The sequence below is a fragment of the Citrobacter sp. Cb004 genome, from assembly GCF_030337065.1.
Lineage (GTDB): Bacteria > Pseudomonadota > Gammaproteobacteria > Enterobacterales > Enterobacteriaceae > Citrobacter > Citrobacter braakii.
The window spans coordinates 80,517-101,814 of record NZ_JAOWCH010000034.1; the positions used below are offsets into that span (position 1 = coordinate 80,517).

19 protein-coding genes and 1 tRNA gene are annotated in these 21,298 nt (G+C 48.3%); 16 read left to right on the top strand and 4 right to left on the bottom strand.

Translation table 11 applies throughout. The features are described from left to right. Positions 1–119: 119 nt before the first annotated feature. Positions 120–848 carry a MurR/RpiR family transcriptional regulator gene (locus OGV65_RS02570; RefSeq protein WP_003838265.1) on the bottom strand — a complete coding sequence of 243 codons (729 nt, stop codon included), beginning with the start codon at positions 846–848 and terminating at the stop codon, positions 120–122. A gap of 52 nt (positions 849–900) precedes the next feature. Here OGV65_RS02570 and yqfB point away from each other — a divergent pair, with 52 nt between their 5' ends. Continuing rightward, positions 901–1,212, top strand: a complete 312-nt coding sequence (yqfB, locus tag OGV65_RS02575) for a N(4)-acetylcytidine aminohydrolase (RefSeq protein ID WP_016154352.1) — start codon at positions 901–903, stop codon at positions 1,210–1,212. 163 nt (positions 1,213–1,375) lie between these two features. Then, a complete protein-coding gene (trhA, locus tag OGV65_RS02580; RefSeq protein WP_049282171.1) occupies positions 1,376–2,035 on the top strand; it encodes a PAQR family membrane homeostasis protein TrhA in 660 nt (219 codons plus the stop codon). A gap of 79 nt (positions 2,036–2,114) precedes the next feature. Here trhA and ygfZ read toward each other — a convergent pair whose 3' ends face one another. Beyond that, entirely contained in the window at positions 2,115–3,095 is a 981-nt protein-coding gene (gene ygfZ, locus OGV65_RS02585) for a tRNA-modifying protein YgfZ (protein WP_137352061.1), read from the bottom strand. 257 nt (positions 3,096–3,352) lie between these two features. Between ygfZ and sdhE the strand changes: the two genes are divergently transcribed. Beyond that, positions 3,353–3,619 carry an FAD assembly factor SdhE gene (gene sdhE, locus OGV65_RS02590; protein ID WP_016154349.1) on the top strand — a complete coding sequence of 89 codons (267 nt, stop codon included), beginning with the start codon at positions 3,353–3,355 and terminating at the stop codon, positions 3,617–3,619. Next, positions 3,600–4,007: a protein YgfX gene (locus tag OGV65_RS02595; protein WP_016154348.1), complete on the top strand. Its 408-nt coding sequence runs from the start codon at positions 3,600–3,602 to the stop codon at positions 4,005–4,007. The genes sdhE and OGV65_RS02595 overlap by 20 nt, the downstream gene beginning before the upstream one ends. Positions 4,008–4,107: 100 nt before the next feature. Here OGV65_RS02595 and fldB read toward each other — a convergent pair whose 3' ends face one another. Next, positions 4,108–4,629 carry a flavodoxin FldB gene (gene fldB / locus OGV65_RS02600; protein ID WP_016154347.1) on the bottom strand — a complete coding sequence of 174 codons (522 nt, stop codon included), beginning with the start codon at positions 4,627–4,629 and terminating at the stop codon, positions 4,108–4,110. A gap of 113 nt (positions 4,630–4,742) precedes the next feature. Between fldB and xerD the strand changes: the two genes are divergently transcribed. From xerD to lysS, 5 genes are all read left to right on the top strand, one after another. After that, positions 4,743–5,639 carry a site-specific tyrosine recombinase XerD gene (gene xerD, locus OGV65_RS02605; RefSeq protein ID WP_016154346.1) on the top strand — a complete coding sequence of 299 codons (897 nt, stop codon included), beginning with the start codon at positions 4,743–4,745 and terminating at the stop codon, positions 5,637–5,639. Positions 5,640–5,662: 23 nt separating this feature from the next. After that, complete coding sequence (gene dsbC / locus OGV65_RS02610) at positions 5,663–6,376, top strand: bifunctional protein-disulfide isomerase/oxidoreductase DsbC (RefSeq protein WP_103766660.1); 714 nt, start codon at positions 5,663–5,665, stop codon at positions 6,374–6,376. A 5-nt stretch (positions 6,377–6,381) separates the two neighbouring features. Further along, a complete protein-coding gene (gene recJ, locus OGV65_RS02615; protein ID WP_286454563.1) occupies positions 6,382–8,115 on the top strand; it encodes a single-stranded-DNA-specific exonuclease RecJ in 1,734 nt (577 codons plus the stop codon). Between the two features lie 217 nt (positions 8,116–8,332). Continuing rightward, a protein-coding gene (prfB, locus tag OGV65_RS02620) for a peptide chain release factor 2 (protein WP_100250065.1) occupies positions 8,333–9,431 on the top strand; the annotation gives its coding sequence in 2 pieces (ribosomal slippage) (positions 8,333–8,407 and positions 8,409–9,431; 1,098 coding nt in all). Between the two features lie 9 nt (positions 9,432–9,440). Beyond that, positions 9,441–10,958, top strand: a complete 1,518-nt coding sequence (lysS, locus tag OGV65_RS02625) for a lysine--tRNA ligase (RefSeq protein WP_005123357.1) — start codon at positions 9,441–9,443, stop codon at positions 10,956–10,958. A gap of 85 nt (positions 10,959–11,043) precedes the next feature. Here the strand turns inward: lysS and idi are convergent, their stop codons facing one another. Then, the gene (gene idi / locus OGV65_RS02630) at positions 11,044–11,592 is read right to left on the bottom strand and encodes an isopentenyl-diphosphate Delta-isomerase (RefSeq protein WP_279263795.1); all 549 of its coding nucleotides are present in this window, start codon (positions 11,590–11,592) and stop codon (positions 11,044–11,046) included. A 166-nt stretch (positions 11,593–11,758) separates the two neighbouring features. On the opposite strand from idi, the gene actS reads away from it, so the two are divergent. From actS to tviE, 7 genes are all read left to right on the top strand, one after another. Next, the gene (gene actS / locus OGV65_RS02635; protein WP_279263796.1) at positions 11,759–12,517 is read left to right on the top strand and encodes an amidase activator ActS; all 759 of its coding nucleotides are present in this window, start codon (positions 11,759–11,761) and stop codon (positions 12,515–12,517) included. 79 nt (positions 12,518–12,596) lie between these two features. Next, positions 12,597–12,670: transfer RNA gene (locus OGV65_RS02640), tRNA-Gly, on the top strand. A gap of 1,239 nt (positions 12,671–13,909) precedes the next feature. Next, positions 13,910–14,437 carry a Vi polysaccharide biosynthesis protein TviA gene (locus OGV65_RS02645; RefSeq protein WP_047499323.1) on the top strand — a complete coding sequence of 176 codons (528 nt, stop codon included), beginning with the start codon at positions 13,910–13,912 and terminating at the stop codon, positions 14,435–14,437. Positions 14,438–14,694: 257 nt separating this feature from the next. Next, positions 14,695–15,972, top strand: coding sequence for a Vi polysaccharide biosynthesis UDP-N-acetylglucosamine C-6 dehydrogenase TviB (gene tviB / locus OGV65_RS02650; RefSeq protein WP_016157409.1), 1,278 nt, complete (start codon positions 14,695–14,697; stop codon positions 15,970–15,972). A 2-nt stretch (positions 15,973–15,974) separates the two neighbouring features. Further along, the gene (gene tviC, locus OGV65_RS02655; RefSeq protein WP_103766700.1) at positions 15,975–17,015 is read left to right on the top strand and encodes a Vi polysaccharide biosynthesis UDP-N-acetylglucosaminuronic acid C-4 epimerase TviC; all 1,041 of its coding nucleotides are present in this window, start codon (positions 15,975–15,977) and stop codon (positions 17,013–17,015) included. 29 nt (positions 17,016–17,044) lie between these two features. Then, on the top strand, positions 17,045–19,540 hold the full coding sequence (gene tviD / locus OGV65_RS02660) for a Vi polysaccharide biosynthesis protein TviD (RefSeq protein WP_286454564.1): 2,496 nt from the start codon (positions 17,045–17,047) through the stop codon (positions 19,538–19,540). Next, on the top strand, positions 19,540–21,276 hold the full coding sequence (gene tviE / locus OGV65_RS02665; RefSeq protein WP_235117303.1) for a Vi polysaccharide biosynthesis glycosyltransferase TviE: 1,737 nt from the start codon (positions 19,540–19,542) through the stop codon (positions 21,274–21,276). Before tviD ends, tviE begins: the two co-directional genes overlap by 1 nt. Positions 21,277–21,298: the final 22 nt, after the last annotated feature.

Genomic DNA, 21,298 nt, shown 5'->3' on the forward strand with positions numbered 1-21,298 from the left:
TGCGCTCAGTCTCAAATTAATACAATCTGATTTTGAGTCTAACAAAGGAAAGATAAATGTCACGATATAACAAAATAGCGTTAATGTGATTTGTTACATCAAAAAAACAGATTGTTTTTTTACGCTATTCTTTTCGCCAGCTTGCGACCGAGTGATTCCAGAATATAAATAACGGGGATCTGCGTGGTTATATCGTATACCCCGGCAATGCGTGTCTGTGGAACGTGCCAGGAGAGATTAAAGTCGGCAAGTTTCGCGAGGCGCGAATGTTCATGGCTGGTGACCGACAGAACCTTACAGTTATGCAGACTGAACTGGCTGGCAAAGCGTAGGATCTCTTCGGTTTCTCCAGAAACGGAAAGCACGATCGCCAGCGCGTTTCTGGCCATATCATTAGTTACCGGGAAATAAGGGTCATCGATGTGGTTACTGAATTTTCCGACGTTTGAGAAAAAACGTGCGCCATATTTTGCCAGGGCTCCGGATGTTCCCGCCCCGACGAATATAATACGCTCGGAAGATAATATAATATCAACAGCCTGATCGAGTAGTTTGTCGAACTCGTCGTTATTAACGCCTTTAAAGAAGCTGATAATTTCGCTGGCACCGAAATTAGCCTGTTGCGGTTCATTCTGCTCTAAATATAATTTGAAGCGTACGCGAAATTCTGAGTAACCTTCACACTTAAGCTTGCGGCAAAAGCGCAGTACGGTGGTGGTGGAAACGCCCACGGCATCAGCCAGTTCGCGAATGGTCATGTACATGACTTTGTCACGGTTTTTGATGACATAGTTGTAGACCAGCATCTCAAGATTGTTGAGACTGGCGATGGCAGCGTGGGAGAACATACTCACAATGGCAAAACTCACTCATCAGACTTCATCTACAGGGAATAATAACATGCAGCCAAATGACATCACTTTTTTTCAGCGTTTCCAGGATGACATTCTGGCCGGACGCAAAACCATTACGATTCGTGACGAGTCCGAATCACACTTCAAAGCCGGTGACATTCTACGGGTTGGGCGCTTCGAAGATGAGGGGTACTTCTGCACGATTGAGGTTGTTGGCACCTCAACCGTCACGCTGGATACGCTGACGGAGAAACATGCTCGCCAGGAAAATATGACGCTAGAAGAACTTAAACACGTGATTGCCGAGATTTACCCGGATCAAACACAATTTTATGTGATTGATTTTAAATGCCTTTGATTTTAACGGTACGCCTGTTAGCTGAATATTAAAATATAATATCATGATTTTTATGGATTATTATTTAGTTGGCAAATATTTTAGCTAACAGGTGTTCACTGGAACCATTCTCAGTTACGCTAGAGGAGCAATCACGATAGTGTTCGTTTCTCGGGAGTAAAATATGGTTCAGAAGCCATTAATTGCGCAGGGGTATTCGCTGGCAGAGGAAATAGCCAATAGCATCAGTCACGGTATCGGGCTGGTGTTTGGGATTGTCGGACTGGTATTGTTGCTGGTTCAGGCAGTGGATACCAACGCCAGCGCCATGGCGATAACCAGCTATAGCCTGTATGGCGGCAGCATGATCCTGCTGTTCCTCGCCTCAACTTTATATCACGCGATCCCCCATCAAAGAGCGAAAGTCTGGCTGAAAAAGTTCGACCACTGCGCGATTTATCTGCTGATTGCCGGGACCTACACGCCATTTCTGCTGGTGGGGCTGGATTCGCCGCTGGCACATGGACTGATGATTGTTATCTGGAGCCTGGCGCTGCTCGGTATTTTATTCAAACTGACCATTGCGCACCGGTTTAAGGTTCTGTCGCTGGTAACCTACCTGGCGATGGGCTGGCTATCGCTGATTGTGGTGTATCAACTGGCGGTTAAGCTGGCGGTGGGTGGTGTGACGTTGCTGGCAGTTGGTGGTGTGGTGTATTCGCTGGGCGTTATTTTCTACGTTTGTAAGCGCATTCCATACAACCATGCGATCTGGCACGGCTTTGTGCTGGGTGGCAGCGTTTGCCATTTCCTGGCGATCTACCTGTACGTGGGGCAGGCGTAATTATCATTACCCAGCAGTGCTGTGCTTACCGGGTCTTTAAAACGCGCGACCCGGTAAGATAAAGTCACCACCCGGCGATTTACTCTTCCAGCGAATACGGCAGCGGTACGATATGCAGCGTTTTCGCGTCGTCACGAACGCGGAACACGCTGTCGGCTTCCATGTCGTTATTCATCACAACCTGCACCAGTACCTGTCCATCCGCCAGTTGCACCGCGGCGAGTACGGTGCCGGTACGACGCCAGTTCTCACCCATTTTCAGCTCCAGGTCTTCACCTGCTTCCGGTACCCGACTGGCCGCACCTGCCAGCGTCCACATGGCACGTTTGTTGGCTCCGCGAAATTTTGCGCGAGCAACCATTTCCTGACCGGTATAGCAGCCTTTTTTAAAGCTGATTCCGCCCAGAGCCTGCAGATTGGTGGCTTGCGGAATAAACTGCGCGCTGTTGGCAGTATCAATCACCGGAATACCTGCTTCGATATCCAGCGCCAGCCACTGTTGGCTGTTATTTAACTCCGCTTCACCGCGCAGCTTCTCTACCAGGGTTTCCGCCGTTGCAATATCAACGATCAGCAGGAAACGCTCAGCGGGATGTTCGAACCACAATATGGTGGAAGAACCTTCAGTAATGACCTGCTTATCGCTGTTTGGTAATTCGCTAAAGAGATTGGCCAGCGCAGCACGCGCCTGGAATCCCGCGACGCCCAGCAGTACGCGCTCGTCGTCCGGGGCAATCGCCACTTTCGAGAAGACTGCATATTTTTTCAGTTCGGTGAGCTGCGCATCGCGCAGATTACGGCGCTCAAGCCATGCAAAACCGTCACCCTGGCGGAACAGACGCAGGTTGCTCCACATTTTACCTTTGGCGTCACAATGTGCTGCCAACACGTGCTGATGCTCAGTCATCTGGCTGACATCCGCTGTGACCTGACCCTGAATATACTTCTCACTGTCGACACCGGTGATGGTGGCGAGCGCCCATTCATCGAGCGTCATTAGCGTCAGAGGCAAGCGCGTTGACGCGAAAGGCTGGCGAGGAGGAAAAGATATAAAAGCCATAATTAATGTCCTGATTTGCTTAACGCAGTGATAATGACTAATGGTAAAAGAGCTATGGCCCATTGCAAGCGGTTTAAACAGGCTATTTGTGCCATATATTAAGCTTTGCGAGGAGACATCCAAAAATGCTGAATCCTTTGACTTAATGTGGTTTTATTTAGCGAGCACGCTTCCGTTTGCTGATATTCCCGTAAATATGAGGGAAAAACACGTTACAATAGCGGGATACTTCGTTTTCGCGAGACAGGAAGAAGAACATGGATATTAACAACAAAGCACGTATTCATTGGGCATGCCGTCGCGGTATGCGTGAGCTGGACATCTCGATCATGCCGTTTTTCGAACATGAATATGACAGCTTAAGTGATGAAGAAAAACGTATCTTTATCCGTCTGCTAGAATGTGATGATCCAGACTTATTTAACTGGTTGATGAATCATGGGAAACCGGCTGATGCTCAGCTAGAGCAGATGGTGCGACTTATCCAGACACGGAATCGGGAACGTGGTCCAGTGGCAATCTGATTTACGCGTTTCATGGCGCGCGCAATGGCTTTCGCTGCTCATTCATGGGCTGGTGGCGGTATTTATATTATTGATGCCCTGGCCATTGAGCTACACCCCATTATGGCTGGTTCTGCTCTCTCTGGTGGTGTTCGATAGCGTCCGTAGCCAGCGCCGAATCAATGCCTGTCAGGGCGAGATTCGGCTGTTGATGGACGGTCGTCTACGCTGGCAAGGGCAAGAGTGGACTATTGCTAGCGCACCCTGGATGGTCAAAACAGGCATGATGCTGCGTTTACGTTCCGATGCCGGAAAACGTCAGCATTTGTGGCTGGCGGCAGACAGTATGGATGACGCGGAGTGGCGGGATTTGCGGCGGTTAATACTGCAACAGGCGAAGCAGGGATAATGCTGATGAATGCCTGATGGCGTGCAGCGTTAAGGTCTACGGTTCGGTGCGGCATGTAGGCCGGATATGGCGTTTACGCCTACATCCGGCAAAATGGTTATCAGGACCAGTGTTCGGCCATTTCACCAAGGATTTGCTCGCACCAGGCCTGAATGCGTTCATCGCTGAGATCGTACTGGTTTGTTTCATCCAGTGCCAGGCCAACAAACAGCTGTCCATCGGCAATGACGGGCTTATCGCTGGTAAATTCATACCCTTCGGTTGGCCAGTAACCAACAAATTTTACGCCTTTGGTGACCAGTTTATCGTGCAGCATACCCAGCGCATCCAGGAACCATTCACCGTATCCCAACTGATCGCCCATACCGTAAAGCGCAACAATTTTGCCTTCCAGGTTGAGGTCGTCCAGTTGCTCCCAGACCGCTTCCCAGTCCTCTTGGATTTCACCGAAATCCCAGGTTGGGATGCCTAAAATGAGCACGTCATACTGCTCCATTAAGGTCGGGGAATCATCTTTGAGGTTGTGCAGTGTCACCAGTTCGGGACCCAGGATATCGCGGATTTTTTCTGCTGCCATTTCGGTATAGCAGGTGCTGGAACCGTAAAAAAGACCCATGTTCATGACGTAAACATCTCAATTCTGCTGTAGCGTTGCGGGTAGTGTAACAGAATCGCCGCATTCTCGGCACAATGAGGCATAATGCATCAAAAATGAGAGTGAAATAAGGGGCGCGAGTGGAACAGGATCTGGCGCGCATCGAGCAGTTTCTTGATGCCCTGTGGCTGGAACGAAATCTGGCGGAAAACACGCTAAGTGCGTATCGTCGCGATCTGACCATGCTTGTTGAATGGCTACATCACCGCGGCGCCTCGCTTGCGACCGCGCAGAGTGATGACCTGCAAGCATTGTTGGCTGAGCGGATGGATGGGGGATATAAAGCCACCAGTTCCGCACGCTTGCTCAGTGCAATGCGGCGTTTTTTTCAGCATCTGTACCGTGAAAAATATCGCGAAGATGACCCCAGCGCCTCGCTTGCATCACCTAAACTTCCGCAGCGTCTGCCCAAAGATCTCAGCGAAGCACAGGTCGAACGACTTCTGCAGGCGCCGCTGATAGAACAACCGCTGGAACTTCGCGACAAAGCCATGCTGGAAGTATTGTATGCCACAGGCCTGCGCGTGTCTGAACTGGTGGGGCTGACGATGAGTGACGTCAGCCTGCGTCAGGGCGTGGTTCGGGTGATCGGTAAAGGTAATAAAGAGCGCCTTGTCCCGTTAGGTGAGGAGGCGGTGTACTGGCTGGAAACGTACCTGGAGCATGGGCGTCCGTGGTTGCTCAACGGTGTATCAATAGATGTGCTGTTTCCCAGCCAGCGGGCGCAACAGATGACTCGCCAAACCTTTTGGCATCGTATCAAACACTATGCTGTGTTGGCTGGAATCGACAGCGAAAAGCTGTCCCCGCACGTCCTGCGGCATGCGTTTGCCACGCATCTGCTCAACCATGGCGCTGATCTGCGCGTGGTGCAGATGCTACTGGGGCATAGCGACCTCTCGACAACGCAGATTTATACTCATGTCGCAACGGAGCGCTTGCGGCAACTACATCAACAGCATCACCCGCGAGCGTGAGTGCTGACAGGAAAGGATAGGTTATGAAAAAACGTTTTATGATGTTCACCCTGCTGGCGACGGCGTTTTCCGGCATGGTACATGCAGACGATGCGGCGATTCGCCAGTCATTAGCGAAGCTGGGTGTTAAGAGTACCGAGATTCAGTCTGCTCCGGTTGCGGGCATGAAAACTGTACTGACCAATAGCGGCGTGTTGTACGTTACCGAAGACGGTAAACATATTATTCAGGGACCGATGTATGACGTGAGCGGTGCAAGCCCGGTAAACGTTACCAACCAACTGCTGATGAAGCATTTGAACGCGCTGGAAAACGAGATGATCGTCTACAAAGCGCCGCAGGAAAAACACGTCATTACCGTTTTCACCGACATCACCTGTGGCTACTGCCACAAGCTGCATGAAGAGATGAAAGACTACAATGCGTTAGGGATCACCGTACGCTATCTGGCCTTCCCTCGTCAGGGACTGGAAAGCCAGGCCGAGCAGGACATGAAATCTATCTGGTGTGCGAAGGACAAAAACAAAGCCTTTGACGACGCCATGGCTGGCAAAGATGTGAAGCCTGCGACCTGCAATGTGGACATCGCTAACCACTACGCGCTGGGCGTACAGTTTGGCGTCAGCGGTACGCCGGCGATTGTGCTGAGCAATGGCTATGTAGTGCCTGGCTATCAGAGCCCGAAAGAGATGAAAGAATTCCTCGACGCACATGCAAAACAAACCAGCGGTAAATAATTCGCGTGAAACAACAGATACAACTTCGTCGGCGTGAAGCCGACGAGACCGCCGAGCTACCTGCCGACTTGCCGCCATTGCTGCGCCGTTTATACGCCAGCCGCGGTGTGCGCAGCGCGCAGGAGCTTGAGCGTAGTGTGAAAGGCATGCTGCCGTGGCAGCATTTGAACGGTGTCGAAAAAGCGGTTGAAATCCTCTATAACGCTTTTCGCGAAGGAACCCGAATCATCGTGGTCGGCGATTTTGACGCCGATGGCGCGACCAGCACCGCGCTCAGCATTCTGGCGATGCGCGCGTTGGGCTGCAGTAACGTGGACTACCTGGTGCCTAATCGTTTTGAAGACGGTTATGGCTTAAGCCCGGAAGTTGTTGATCAGGCCCATGCCCGGGGCGCTCAGCTGATTGTCACCGTCGACAACGGCATCTCGTCCCACGCGGGTGTTGAACATGCCAGAACGCTGGGGATCCCGGTCGTTGTGACCGATCACCATCTGCCAGGGGACACGCTGCCGGGTGCTGAAGCGATCATCAATCCTAACCTGCACGATTGTGAATTCCCGTCTAAATCGCTTGCTGGCGTTGGCGTGGCCTTCTATCTGATGCTGGCGCTGCGCACCTTCCTGCGTGACAAAGGCTGGTTTGATGAACGAGGAATTGCGCCGCCGAACCTGGCGGATTTGCTCGATCTGGTTGCGCTTGGCACGGTGGCCGACGTGGTCCCGCTGGATGCCAATAACCGCATTCTGACGTGGCAAGGCTTAAGCCGTATTCGTGCCGGAAAGTGCCGCCCTGGTATAAAAGCGCTGCTGGAGATTTCCAATCGCGACCCACTCAAATTGGCTGCCAGTGATTTAGGTTTTGCTCTCGGACCACGGCTGAATGCAGCGGGGCGTCTGGACGATATGTCCGTTGGCGTGGCGCTGTTGCTGTGCGACAACATTGGTGAAGCACGCGTGCTGGCCAATGAGCTGGACGCACTCAACCAGACGCGTAAAGAGATCGAGCAGGGTATGCAGGCGGAAGCGCTGACTCTGTGTGAAAAGCTGAAACGCAGTAGCGATACGCTACCAGGCGGTCTGGCGATGTACCATCCCGAGTGGCATCAAGGAGTGGTGGGGATTCTGGCATCGCGTATTAAAGAGCGCTTTCACCGTCCGGTAATTGCGTTTGCCCCGGCCGGTGACGGTACGCTGAAAGGCTCCGGGCGCTCGATTCAGGGGCTACACATGCGCGATGCGCTGGAGCGCCTGGACACTCTTCATCCAGGTATGATCCTCAAGTTTGGCGGTCACGCTATGGCGGCGGGTTTGTCGCTGGAAGAGGCGCAGTTTGAGCGTTTCCAGCAGCGTTTCGGCGAACTGGTAACCGAGTGGCTGGACCCCGCCTTACTGCAGGGCGAAGTGGTGTCTGACGGTGCTCTGAGCGCGGCGGAGATGACCATGGAGGTCGCGCAAATGCTGCGTGATGCCGGACCGTGGGGACAAATGTTCCCGGAACCACTGTTTGACGGGCATTTCCGTCTGCTCCAGCAGCGTCTGGTCGGTGAGCGTCATCTGAAGGTGATGGTGGAGCCCGTCGGTGGTGGACCGTTGCTGGACGGTATTGCGTTTAACGTTGATACCACCTGCTGGCCGGATAACGGTGTTCGCGAAGTTCAGCTTGCCTACAAACTGGATATTAATGAGTTTCGCGGCAACCGCAGCCTGCAGATTATAATCGATAATATCTGGCCACTTTAGCGTCACTTTACACAAAATCATTCAAGCTGCATCGAGGCGGCAAGTGGATGAGTCTCCATAAGCGTACGAGCAGTACGTGACTGGGGCGAAATCGCGCAGCCAACAAAGAGGCAGCTTGAAGGATGATGTGTATATTCGCTATAAAAAAGGGTGTGGATTAGTTACAATCCCGCTCTTATAACCGCATTTTGACTAGTCCAATAAAAGAAATCAGACAATGTTTGAAATTAATCCGGTAAATAACCGCATTCAGGACCTCACGGAGCGCTCTAACGTTCTTAGGGGGTATCTTTGACTATGATGCCAAGAAAGAGCGTCTGGAAGAAGTAAACGCCGAGCTGGAACAGCCGGACGTATGGAACGAACCCGAACGCGCGCAGGCGCTGGGTAAAGAGCGTTCCTCCCTCGAGGCCATCGTTGATACGCTTGATCAGATGAGCCAGGGCCTGGAAGATGTCTCCGGCCTGCTGGAACTGGCTGTAGAAGCCGACGACGAAGAAACCTTTAACGAAGCCGTAGCAGAACTTGATACGCTGGAAGATAAGCTGGCCCAGCTGGAATTCCGTCGTATGTTCTCCGGTGAATATGATAGCGCAGATTGCTATCTCGATATTCAGGCTGGCTCAGGCGGTACGGAAGCACAGGACTGGGCAAGCATGCTGATGCGTATGTACCTGCGTTGGGCTGAAGCGCGCGGCTTTAAGACTGAAATTATTGAAGAATCTGAAGGTGAAGTGGCGGGTATTAAATCCGTGACCATCAGAATTGCTGGCGAATATGCTTACGGTTGGCTGCGTACCGAAACCGGTGTACATCGCCTGGTGCGCAAAAGCCCATTCGACTCCGGCGGTCGTCGCCATACGTCGTTCAGCTCTGCGTTTGTCTACCCGGAAGTTGACGATGATATTGATATCGATATCAACCCGGCGGACCTGCGTATTGACGTTTACCGCGCTTCTGGTGCGGGCGGTCAGCACGTTAACCGTACCGAATCTGCGGTGCGTATCACCCACATCCCGACTGGGATTGTGACGCAGTGTCAGAACGACCGTTCCCAGCACAAGAACAAAGACCAGGCCATGAAGCAGATGAAAGCGAAGCTTTATGAACTGGAAATGCAGAAGAAGAATGCCGAGAAACAGGCGATGGAAGATACCAAATCAGATATCGGCTGGGGTAGCCAGATTCGTTCTTATGTCCTTGATGACTCCCGCATCAAAGATCTGCGTACCGGGGTTGAAACCCGCAACACGCAGGCGGTGCTGGATGGCAGCCTGGATCAATTTATCGAAGCAAGTTTGAAAGCAGGGTTATGAGGAACCAACATGTCTGAACAACACGTACAGGGCGCTGACGCGGTAGCCGACCTTAACAATGAACTGAAAACGCGCCGTGAGAAGCTGGCGAGCCTGCGCGAGCAGGGGATCCCCTTCCCGAACGATTTCCGTCGCGATCATACCTCAGACCAACTGCATGCTGACTTCGACGCGAAAGAAAATGAAGAGCTGGAAGCGCTGAACATTGAGGTTTCCGTTGCTGGCCGTATGATGACCCGCCGTATTATGGGTAAAGCATCATTCGTTACGCTGCAGGATGTTGGCGGCCGCATTCAGCTGTACGTTGCTCGCGACGATCTGCCGGAAGGCGTCTACAACGAGCAGTTCAAAAAATGGGATCTGGGCGATATCCTCGGCGCGAAAGGTAAGTTGTTCAAGACCAAGACCGGTGAGCTGTCTATCCACTGTACCGAGCTGCGTCTGCTGACGAAAGCGTTGCGCCCATTGCCGGATAAATTCCACGGTCTGCAGGATCAGGAAGCGCGCTATCGTCAACGCTACCTGGACCTCATCTCTAACGATGAATCCCGCAATACCTTTAAAGTGCGTTCACAGATTATGGCGGGTATCCGTCAGTTCATGGTTGGTCGTGGCTTTATGGAAGTAGAAACCCCGATGATGCAGGTGATCCCAGGCGGGGCGGCAGCGCGTCCGTTTATCACCCATCATAACGCGCTGGATCTGGACATGTACCTGCGTATCGCGCCGGAACTGTACCTCAAGCGCCTGGTGGTTGGCGGCTTCGAACGCGTATTCGAAATTAACCGTAACTTCCGTAACGAAGGCATCTCTGTTCGCCATAATCCAGAGTTCACCATGATGGAACTCTACATGGCTTATGCGGACTACAAAGATCTGATCGAACTGACCGAATCGCTGTTCCGTACGCTGGCGCAGAACGTTCTGGGAACGACTGAAGTGCCTTACGGCGAAGAAGTCTTTGACTTTGGTAAGCCGTTCGAAAAACTGACGATGCGCGAAGCGATTCAGAAATACCGTCCGGAAACCAACATGGCCGATCTGGATAACTTCGATTCTGCAAAAGCGATTGCGGAATCTATCGGCATCAAAGTTGAGAAGAGCTGGGGTCTGGGCCGTATCGTGACCGAAATCTTTGAAGAAGTTGCAGAAGCGCACCTGATTCAACCGACCTTCATTACCGAGTACCCGGCAGAAGTTTCTCCGCTGGCGCGTCGTAATGATGAAAATCCGGAAATCACCGATCGCTTCGAATTCTTCATTGGCGGACGTGAAATCGGTAACGGCTTCAGCGAGCTGAACGATGCAGAAGATCAGGCGCAGCGTTTCCAGGATCAGGTTAATGCCAAAGATGCAGGTGACGACGAAGCGATGTTCTACGACGAAGACTATGTTACCGCTCTGGAACACGGTCTGCCGCCGACTGCGGGCCTGGGCATTGGTATCGACCGTATGGTTATGCTGTTCACAAACAGCCATACTATCCGCGACGTAATCCTGTTCCCGGCAATGCGCCCGGTTAAGTAAGATGTGAAATGCCGGATGGCGGCTGATGCCTTATCAGGCCTACAATGCGTTATGTAGGCCTGATGGGCGTAGCCCCGTCAGGCAATCAATTCCCGTTGGCAAACTTGCGCAGTAACTCTCGCGCCTTAACGTCTGAAACCTGCATTACCATCCACGGGCTAAAAGCCCACGGCGTCGCGTCAATCCCGCTTAAAACATCCTCAAGATTGCTCCACTGGAAATCCATCACTTCATCTGGGTTTAGCTGTAGCTCACTGACGATATGTGCGGCATAAACCGGGCATACTTCGTTTTCCACTATTCCACTCGGGTCCGTGGCGCAATAACGAAAATCAGCATACACGGGGCTGAGCGAGTCGATGTCTGCACCCAGCTCGAAGCTAGCCCGGCGGATAATAGCGGCTTCGGTGCTTTCACCCAATTGCGGGTGACCGCAGACAGAGTTGGTCCAGACGCCTGGCCAGGCTTTTTTGTGCAGCGAACGGCGGGTGACCAGCAGTTGACCCTGCTCGTTAAATATCCAGCATGAGAAAGCAGAGTGCAGGGGGGTTGTGGCGGTATGCGCCGCATACTTTTCCAGTGTTCCACAGGGCTGGCCCTGCTCATTCAATAAAATGACATGTTCCTGTCGCATAGCGTCCACCATCAATCTTAAGCATTCACATTATATGCTTTATTAAGTCAGAATGATTAACAGAGGGTGTGAAATGCCAGAGTCGACGCTTCGTTGCGCGATATGATTTGGCATCCGGTTTCTGGCTGCTATGATAAAGCGTCTGAAAATGTTGCGAGGTATTGTTTTGAGTGCAGGACGCCTGAAGAAAAATGGCCTGAGTATCGCGATGCTGCTGTGTGTCGGTCTGCTGTTAGCTGGCTGTTCCGGGAGCAAGTCGTCTGATACAGGAAGTTATTCCGGCTCCGTGTATACCGTGAAGCGGGGAGATACGCTATACCGTATTTCGCGCGCCACCGGGACCAGCGTAAAAGAGCTTGCACGCCTGAATAATATTTCACCGCCCTATACCATTGAAGTGGGGCAAAAGCTGAAGGTCAGCGGCGGCGCGAAAACCAGTTCAGGCTCTGGCAAAACAACGACGAAATCCTCAACCAAAACGGCGGCGGTCAGACCATCTTCGTCCGTACCGCAATCCTCCTGGCCACCGGTCGGACAGCGTTGCTGGCAGTGGCCTGCCAGCGGTAAAGTGATTCTGCCTTATTCAACCGCGGACGGCGGCAATAAAGGCATTGATATCTCAGCTGCGCGCGGTACGCCGATTTATGCCGCCGGAGCCGGGAAGGTGGTTTATGTCGGTAATCAGCTACGGGGCTACGGTAATCTCATTATGATTAAGCACAGTGAGGACTACATCACTGCGTATGCGCATAATGACACGATGTTGGTGAACAACGGTCAAAACGTGAAAGCCGGGCAGAAGATCGCGACGATGGGCAGCTCGGATGCGACCACGGTGCGGCTGCATTTCCAGATCCGCTATCGGGCGACGGCTATCGATCCGCTGCGTTATTTGCCACCAAATGGCAGTAAGCCAAAATGCTGACGGTGAATTAATCGCCAGTCAGTCAGTTAGTCCCTTGCCAAGAAGAGCGTAAGGTTTATAATCCCTTACGCACTCCAATGCGGGCGTAGTTCAATGGTAGAACGAGAGCTTCCCAAGCTCTATACGAGGGTTCGATTCCCTTCGCCCGCTCCACGACTTACTTCTCACTGACTCTCCTGATTCAATTATCCTTCGTAATCTCAATGTGTTTCTTTGTTTAACGGTCAGACAGACTCAATGCACGACTATGCAGGCTAAAGCGATTGTGGGAGACGATAGCCCCCCTGGCGGGAGATACCTCATATGAAACTAACTATCCACAGGGGCCAAAGAGAAATCTTTGACGTTCTCGGATAGTAGAGCCTTGTATATGCTGGTTAATCCTTACAATTCGCGATACTGGTGTCTTAAATATCGCATTTCCCCCGTGGTACAAAAAATCAACTATCAATCAATTGAATTTATTTAAGAAATTTTAAGGAGTATGTTTGATTGTCTGTCTGAAAATATATCAACGTTAATACAGGTCACGTAGTTAATTGTTAGATTATAATTCCAAAGTTATCTTTATTTAACACGATATAAGATTGGTCATTCTTCATAAATAAGTAATGTAGCCTTTTTGTAGGTCAATTTTATCTAATCGGCAGTAACAGGTTTTAGATGGTTTAGACTTGGTATGATTTTACCTGGATAAACATGGTGACATCTATTTTGTTAAAAATATCTTCAGGAGTTTAATCACTGCTGATAATTTCTTAAGGTGACTAGTTTTGTTCTCATTATCCGGTCACGAAATCATGTAGATACACAAAAATATACGAGTCAGTTTAGTACTTTGTACCATTTTGAATGCTTGCTATGCCCGGGGGCTCGTTAGCCTTGTGTATATTATGTCATTGTTGTTGAAAAATATAGCAAATATAGTTAGATAGACTTCAGTTGTACTGATTAAAATCTCACACGGTATAGCTAAGAATTTAAAGGTAGAGACATGGGTGACAATTCAGTCAGGCTACCTTTAACCCCAGTATGTATGCTGGTAATTTGTAAGAAAATGTTTCCTTGTGTTTTGAGAATTTTCTCATTTTGAATAAAAGATGAAAGTGCGGTTTCACAGGTAGTGCTAATAATACAACCAATAATCGTATTAAAATGCCGATATCCATTAGTAATTCAAATCTAAGAATGAGTGATTGATAGCTTTTAGCTATGAATGGCGAGGGGTTGATATCACATCCTTGTTGTGTAAAAGTTCATCTCATGTATTTAGCAATATTAATAAAATCAATTACTCGATTGTTAGGTATTTTTTAGAGGGGCGGTGTGCTTAAAAGTAGACACTTACCTTTCCATGGATGAAATAGAGTTTTTTGAGGTTATGGAGGCTTCATGAAGTATCAACATTTCTGGCCACCTAATGATATTTACTTTGGGGGTGGTGCCGCTAGTGTTATTGATGAAATGTCACTGATTACAAACGAAAGAAATTATTTATTCGTGAATCTTAATCAATATAGCTTACGTAGCACCTTGGTTTTTTTCTCACGGAATAAAAATATCAATAAAATCATAATCATCATTTCCAGCTCACGGTTGATGCCTTTGGCTCTTTTTTGGTTGGATAATATCAAAAATGTTATTGCTGTTTTCGATACCTCAACATCTGTGTCGGAGATGATTAAGAAAATAAGCCTATATCGACGAAATGGTGACAAGATAACGGCAGGGCGAAGGGAATGTAACTTTAAGATTAGCAACAAAGATATCATGAAGATGAAGTACTTCTTAACCGAAAGCGGTATGGAGGAGCTTCAGGATAGATTTATGAACTCGCCGTCAACATTGTATCGTTGGAGAAAAGAGATCGCCCTTAAATTCGGCGTGCGAGACCCTCGATATCTTCTATTGCCAGAATAAAATGCTATGCGTTTTCTCATTAAGAATTACAATTAAAGATCCGATCTTTAATTGTTGTTTTAGAACGGATACTGCATACGACCTCCATTTAACTAAAATTAGGAAATATAAAATTTCTAGCCTTGCTTAGACTAGAAACTGTCGTGATTTCGATAAGAATAGATACGCTGGCTAAGAACGTCAGGGGCGGTAGCGTTCCAGAAAACATCTGGGATTTATTTAAAGTTAATAATTATTAAATAAGGGACTTATCAGTAATGATCAGCAAAGATGATGTAAAAATTGCCATTATTGGACTCGGGTATGTTGGCTTACCATTGGCTGCTGAATTTGGGAAAATTCGTCAGGTGGTTGGTTTTGATGTTAATCATAAACGTATACTCGAGCTAAAAGAAGGGATCGATGTCAATCTCGAAACCACAGAAGAAGAGCTACGTGATGCTCGCCATCTGACGTTTACCTCATCAATTGATGAAATCAGAGAATGCAATTTTTACATCATTACCGTCCCGACGCCGATCAACGATTATAAGCAACCAGATCTCACCCCTTTGATTATGGCAAGTGAAACTGTTGGCAAAGTACTGAGGCCGGGGGATATCGTGGTGTATGAATCTACGGTATATCCAGGGTGTACTGAAGAAGAATGCGTGCCGATCCTTGAGCGTATGTCAGCGATGACATTTAACAAAGACTTCTTTGTCGGATATAGCCCAGAGCGCATCAATCCCGGCGATAAAAAATATCGTCTGACAACTATCAAGAAAATCACCTCTGGTTCAACTGCAGAAACGGCCTGTCTGGTTGATGAGATCTATCGACAGATCATCACGGCAGGAACGTACAAAACGGAAAGCATTAAGATCGCGGAAGCGGCAAAGGTGATTGAAAATACCCAACGCGATCTCAATATCGCGCTGGTAAATGAATTGGCGATTATCTTTAACCGATTAGAGATTGACACTGAAGCCGTACTGCGAGCAGCGGGAAGTAAATGGAACTTCCTGCCATTCCGTCCTGGACTGGTTGGTGGTCACTGCATTGGCGTCGATCCCTATTATCTGACTCATAAATCTCAGGGCATCGGTTACTATCCGGAAATTATCCTCGCGGGTCGTCGACTGAACGATAATATGGGTAACTATGTTTCGGGACAGTTGATCAAAGCCATGATCAAAAAAGGGATTAATGTTGAGGGTTCTAACGTTCTGATTCTGGGGTTCACCTTTAAAGAAAACTGCCCGGATATCAGGAATACCCGCATTATCGATGTTGTAAAAGAGTTGGGCAATTACAGCTGTAATGTTGATATTTTTGACCCTTGGGTGGATGCTGAGGAAGTCGAAGAGGAATACGGGATTATACCTGTATCGGAAATCAAGGCGGCTTCTTATGATGCCATTATTGTTGCCGTTGGCCATGAGCAGTTTAAGAAGATGGGGAGTACTGATATTCGTGGCTTTGGAAAAGATAAACATGTGCTTTATGATTTGAAGTATATCCTTTCGCCTGAGCAGTCAGATGTGAGGTTATAATCATGACAGCCTATGAAGAATTAAAAATACAACTCGTTCTTGAACCAAAACGTTGGCTTATTACTGGCGTAGCAGGTTTTATCGGCTCTGGATTATTAGAAGAACTACTCTATTTAAATCAAACAGTAATTGGGTTGGATAACTTTTCAACTGGCTATCAACATAATTTAGAGGATGTGCGTGCCGCTGTCAGTGAAGAACAATGGTCGCGGTTTACCTTTGTTCATGGGGATATCCGGTCATTTGCCGATTGTCAGGCTGTTTGTGAGAATGTCGATTACGTTTTACATCAGGCCGCTCTGGGAAGCGTACCTCGTTCCTTGCAGGATCCTATCACGACAAATAGCGCTAACATTGATGGTTTTTTAAATATGTTGACGGCGGCGAGAGATGCACATGTATCTGGTTTCACCTATGCCGCAAGCAGTAGTACTTATGGTGACCATCCCGATTTACCTAAAATTGAGGAACGGATCGGCCGGCCATTAAGCCCGTATGCGGTTACAAAATACGTCAATGAATTGTACGCCGAGGTGTTTGCTCGCAGCTATGATTTTAACGCTATTGGCCTGCGCTACTTTAATGTATTTGGCCGCCGCCAAAACCCTAACGGAGCATACTCTGCAGTCATTCCTCGCTGGATACTATCGCTTCTTAAAGATGAACCAATTTATATCAATGGCGATGGTTCAACAAGCCGCGATTTTTGCTATATAGAAAATGTGATTCAGGCCAATTTATTATCAGCAACGACTAATGATTTAGACTCAAAAAATAAAGTCTATAATGTGGCTGTTGGAGACAGAACTTCGCTAAATGAGCTTTATTATCTCATCCGCGATGGGTTGAATTTATGGCGGGACGAACAAATTAGTGCTGAACCAATTTATAAAGATTTTCGTGACGGTGACGTTAAGCATAGTCAGGCAGATATTACCAGAATAAAAACATTTCTTTCATATGAGCCTGAGTTTGATATCAAAGAAGGACTTAAGCAGACTCTAAAATGGTATATCGATAAACAGACTGCTTTGTATTCCTGAGTATAACTACTCACTTTCTTTTCACGTGGATGAATTTAATGAAATCGTCAGAGATGTTTACGCTTACCGCCATTGGTAGTTGCCGTATCGCGAGTCCGGTAAAAAGAGCTCAGCCTTATTTTAATTTTAAGGCTAATTTTAAGAAAATATATGGATTTACGCATACGAGCAGCGAGGCATTACAGCAGGTTCGTTTTATTTTGGGATTGATAGATATTCCTGAAAAGGTCCGGCCTTTTATTTTTAGAACTGCTGTAAATTATTCAAAAAACGACGTTCATAGTCGTTCTGATTTCTATATCGTTGAGATTTCAAGTCAGAAGAAGATTATGGCCTATGGGTTGTGCTTACAACAAAATTATATAACTCGTCATTTTTATGAGTTTTTTAGCCAAACAGAGCGGGCGCGTGTGTACTGGTCGCTTGCCACGCAAGGGAATCAACACAAACTGCTGGCCTATCTCAAAGACGATCCCTGTTTTGCCGGAATGTCGGAAGACGATCGTGCCTTATTAAGCAATATTAATGTTGAGCAGATGGATGAGCATGCTATCGAACAGGATATGATGGAAATCATTCAGCTTCTTGGTCGCGATCGCGTTATGTTTATGACCCATGTTGATGCTGTGACTCGTGCTGGAACCGTCATTCAGTCCCGCAGTCGGTTGATTAAAAATGTCGAGACCATCGCCGCCAGGATGGATATTCCCTGCGTTAACCCGACAAATTTGATGGAAAAGTGGGGGCAGAAACGAGCCCTGGAAAAAAATGGCGACGATCTTACTCATTATACCGACATGTTTGGTGATGCGATCGTTGCGGCTATTTTTAAGGGAGTGATCAACAATACTAAGCATCATCTTGATGAGAGGCGGCAAGAGAAACAAGACCAAATACGTGAGATTACATTATCGATCACTAAGCTGCTTGCCGATGGCGACATTATTGCTGCATCACAGCAACTTTTTGCCGCATTAAGAAATCAGCAGCAAGAGCCCGTTCTGATCCAACTTCGGTCCGTAATCTTCAGCCGTTTAGGTTATTATGAACAGGCTTATCAGGATATTAGTGATGTTGAGAAAATTATCGGTACGACGGACAGTACATTACGTTGTCGGCTGAGGTCTCTGCATGGATTAGCGCGTTGGCGGGAAGCCTTATCGACGGCCGAGATGATGCTTTCCAATGAAATTGAAGATGAAGAAGTCCTTACCGTTGCCGCCGGCTCAGCCGATGCTTTACAGCTGTTTGATAAGTCATATCAATACTGGAAAAGTGTACTGTTATTGAATCCTGAAACCCAAAGCGGATGGGTTAATTTCCTGAGCAGCACGCAATATTTCAATGATGGCAACGCATTCTCCGAAGCTTTCCATGCCGGCATTCAATCGCAGCGCCTAAATGATGCGTTTATGGAAACAGCGTTATCTTTGGCAATCAAATTCAGTGATGAATTGATTTTCAAGCATGCGCTTGAGCAGTTACTCCGCCATGAGTCAGAATTTGCGCTGACGGTATTGTCGACGATTCATGATACCGGTCTCGTCATCCACGCAGCTTTCTGCATCAAGAATATGAGCTATCATCAGGCGCTTAGCACCTCGTATAAAGATAAACTCCACGACGTTTTTGTGGCATGGAACAATACCGCGCTGTCGCTACATTCGGTTGATGATTTTGTCTCACTGAGTACTTCGCTGGTGTACACCTTCTCTGCATTTATGGTTTATCCCCATGCACGTATTTCTCGCTTTAATAATGAAGTTAAAACGGCATGGCGCGAGAAATTAAGAGAAATGTATGAGCGTGAGGATTATGAAAATATCCTGGTAGGGGCGAAAATTGTGTGGCCACTTCTGGAGTTCGATCCTGTTAGCACAGTATATTGTGCAAGAACGCTGGTGAATCTTGGTGCCTGGAAGGATGCGTGCACGTTGGCCCACATGACCTTGATTCGTAACTCGAACATTACCAGCCTGCAGTCGATTATGTTACGCAGCATACGTCATATTAACGACATTCCGTTCCTCATTGATTTGATTGCTAACGTCATGAGCATTTCTCCATCATTCCAGAATGCCTCGATGAACGAGCTGTTTGAGAAAGAGTGTCGCAATGTTGCAACCAGAGCCCTTAAATATGTACGCCAGAAGAAAACTGAAGGGCGTCTGGATGAAGCATTGTCTGTATTGATTAGCCTGAAACGAATTGATCCTGATGTTTCTCGCCTGATGCGTGAATATAAGCAAATTATCAGATTATTTAATGAGTCACTGAAGGATGGCGGCAGCGCTATCGCGTCTTATGAACATCTGGATTATGCGAAAAAATTACTCGTTTTTGATAGCGAAAATGCCTATGCCTTGAAATATGCCGCATTAAATGCAATGCATTTACGCGACTACACCCAGGCTTTGCAGTATTGGCAGCGACTGGAGAAAGTCAATGGGCCAACGGAGCCGGTGACAAGGCAGATCTCGACCTGCATAACCGCATTACAAAAAAATACATCAGGGAAGTCGTAATGATTACGGAGGAAGAAAAGTTAGCTGCGCTAGGGAAAACGCTTTTAACATTGAAACAAGAGAGGAAGCTTGCGCAAGCTATTGCGTTAATTGACAGTGAATTACCGGCTGAGGCTTTAACTTCATTAGCGATGCTAAAAAAAGCAGAATTTCTTCATGATTTCAATGAAACGGCGCGTGCATACGCGCTCTACGAAACGCTAATTACACAAAACAATGATGAAGCACGTTATGAGTATGCGCGGCGTTTATATAATACGGGGCTAGCCAAAGATGCGCAGCTAATTCTTAAAAAGGTTAGCACCGGTGTGCAGAAAAAATATAACAATTATTTAGGCAAAATAAATAAGATCTGCGATTTGCTTGAACGCCTTGAAGGGGAAGCGATCCCTGTGGGGACCAACACCCGTATTATTGCAATGAAGCATGCCATCTTGTTTTATCGAAATCGTCAGCCGCGGCAGCTTCCTGTCGGATCTTTTGGTCGCCTTGCGCTCTGTACAGGCTCGCTAGGTAGCGGCGGTGCAGAGCGTCAGATTTCCAGGCTGGCTATCGAGATCGCCAGAAAATATCGGCAACAGGGGAAAATTGGCGGCCTGAAAGTAGAAGAGCCGGTAGAACTCATTATTCGCTCCCTGGCACCGGAACTCAGGCAAGACTTTTTCCTGAAAGAAGTGCTGGAAGAACAGGTCGAGGTGCTTGAAATCGCGAAGATTACCGGAAACTTCTTTGACGATGCGACAATAGAATCTCCGGAGTTGCGCTTATTGCTCTCTCATCTGCCGCCGGTGTGTAACTACGGCATCAAGCATCTGGTCCCCCACTTATGCGAGCGCAAGCCGGATTATCTCTCCGTTTGGCAGGATGGCGCTTGTCTGATGATTGCGCTTGCAGCGCTGATTGCTGGCGTGCCCAGAATTCAACTGGGATTACGTGGCTTACCGCCGGTGGTGAGAAAGCGTCTGTTCAAGCCGGAATATGAGCCTCTTTACCAGGCGCTGGCGGCCGTGCCTGGCGTTGATTTTATGAGTAACAACCATTGTGTGACCCGCCATTATGCCGACTGGCTAAAGTTGGAGGCGAAGCACTTCCAGGTTGTATATAACGGCGTCTTACCGCCATCTACCGAGCCCTCTTCTGAGGTGCCACATAAAATCTGGCAGCAGTTTACGCAAAAAACCCAGGATGCGGACACAACTATTGGTGGCGTTTTCCGCTTTGTAGGTGATAAGAACCCTCTTGCATGGATTGATTTTGCAGCACGCTATTTACAGCACCACCCCGCCACACGCTTTGTGCTGGTAGGCGATGGTGATTTGCGCGCTGAAGCGCAGAAACGCGCCGAACAGTTGGGGATTCTGGAGAGAATACTATTCGTTGGCGTCTCGCGTGACGTGGGGTATTGGCTGCAAAAAATGGACGTATTCATTTTGTTTTCGCGTTATGAAGGGCTACCCAATGTGCTCATTGAAGCACAAATGGTCGGGGTGCCGGTGATTTCAACCCCTGCAGGTGGATCGGCAGAATGCTTTATTGAGGGTGTTTCGGGTTTCATTCTTGATGATGCGCAGACGGTCAATCTTGACCAGGCTTGCCGCTATGCAGAACAGTTGGTCAATTTATGGCGCAGCAGAACCGGTATTTGCCAACAGACGCAGTCATTTTTACAAGAACGCTTCACCGTTGAACATATGGTGGGAACGTTTGTACAAACCATTGCCTCTCAGCCTCGTTAATTAATGGGCAGCATTTTTTCAG

Excerpts from the sequence above, each read along its gene's own strand:
- lysS (WP_005123357.1), top strand. The coding sequence starts at position 9,441 with ATGTCTGAACAACACGTACAGGGCGCTGACGCGGTAGCCGACCTTAAC.
- tviE (WP_235117303.1), top strand. The coding sequence starts at position 19,540 with ATGATTACGGAGGAAGAAAAGTTAGCTGCGCTAGGGAAAACGCTTTTA.
- idi (WP_279263795.1), bottom strand. The coding sequence starts at position 11,592 with ATGCGACAGGAACATGTCATTTTATTGAATGAGCAGGGCCAGCCCTGT.
- yqfB (WP_016154352.1), top strand. The coding sequence starts at position 901 with ATGCAGCCAAATGACATCACTTTTTTTCAGCGTTTCCAGGATGACATT.
- fldB (WP_016154347.1), bottom strand. The coding sequence starts at position 4,629 with ATGAACATGGGTCTTTTTTACGGTTCCAGCACCTGCTATACCGAAATG.
- dsbC (WP_103766660.1), top strand. The coding sequence starts at position 5,663 with ATGAAAAAACGTTTTATGATGTTCACCCTGCTGGCGACGGCGTTTTCC.
- tviD (WP_286454564.1), top strand. The coding sequence starts at position 17,045 with ATGAATTTAATGAAATCGTCAGAGATGTTTACGCTTACCGCCATTGGT.
- OGV65_RS02570 (WP_003838265.1), bottom strand. The coding sequence starts at position 848 with ATGTTCTCCCACGCTGCCATCGCCAGTCTCAACAATCTTGAGATGCTG.
- OGV65_RS02645 (WP_047499323.1), top strand. The coding sequence starts at position 13,910 with ATGAAGTATCAACATTTCTGGCCACCTAATGATATTTACTTTGGGGGT.
- ygfZ (WP_137352061.1), bottom strand. The coding sequence starts at position 3,095 with ATGGCTTTTATATCTTTTCCTCCTCGCCAGCCTTTCGCGTCAACGCGC.
- tviB (WP_016157409.1), top strand. The coding sequence starts at position 14,695 with ATGATCAGCAAAGATGATGTAAAAATTGCCATTATTGGACTCGGGTAT.
- trhA (WP_049282171.1), top strand. The coding sequence starts at position 1,376 with ATGGTTCAGAAGCCATTAATTGCGCAGGGGTATTCGCTGGCAGAGGAA.
- tviC (WP_103766700.1), top strand. The coding sequence starts at position 15,975 with ATGACAGCCTATGAAGAATTAAAAATACAACTCGTTCTTGAACCAAAA.
- sdhE (WP_016154349.1), top strand. The coding sequence starts at position 3,353 with ATGGATATTAACAACAAAGCACGTATTCATTGGGCATGCCGTCGCGGT.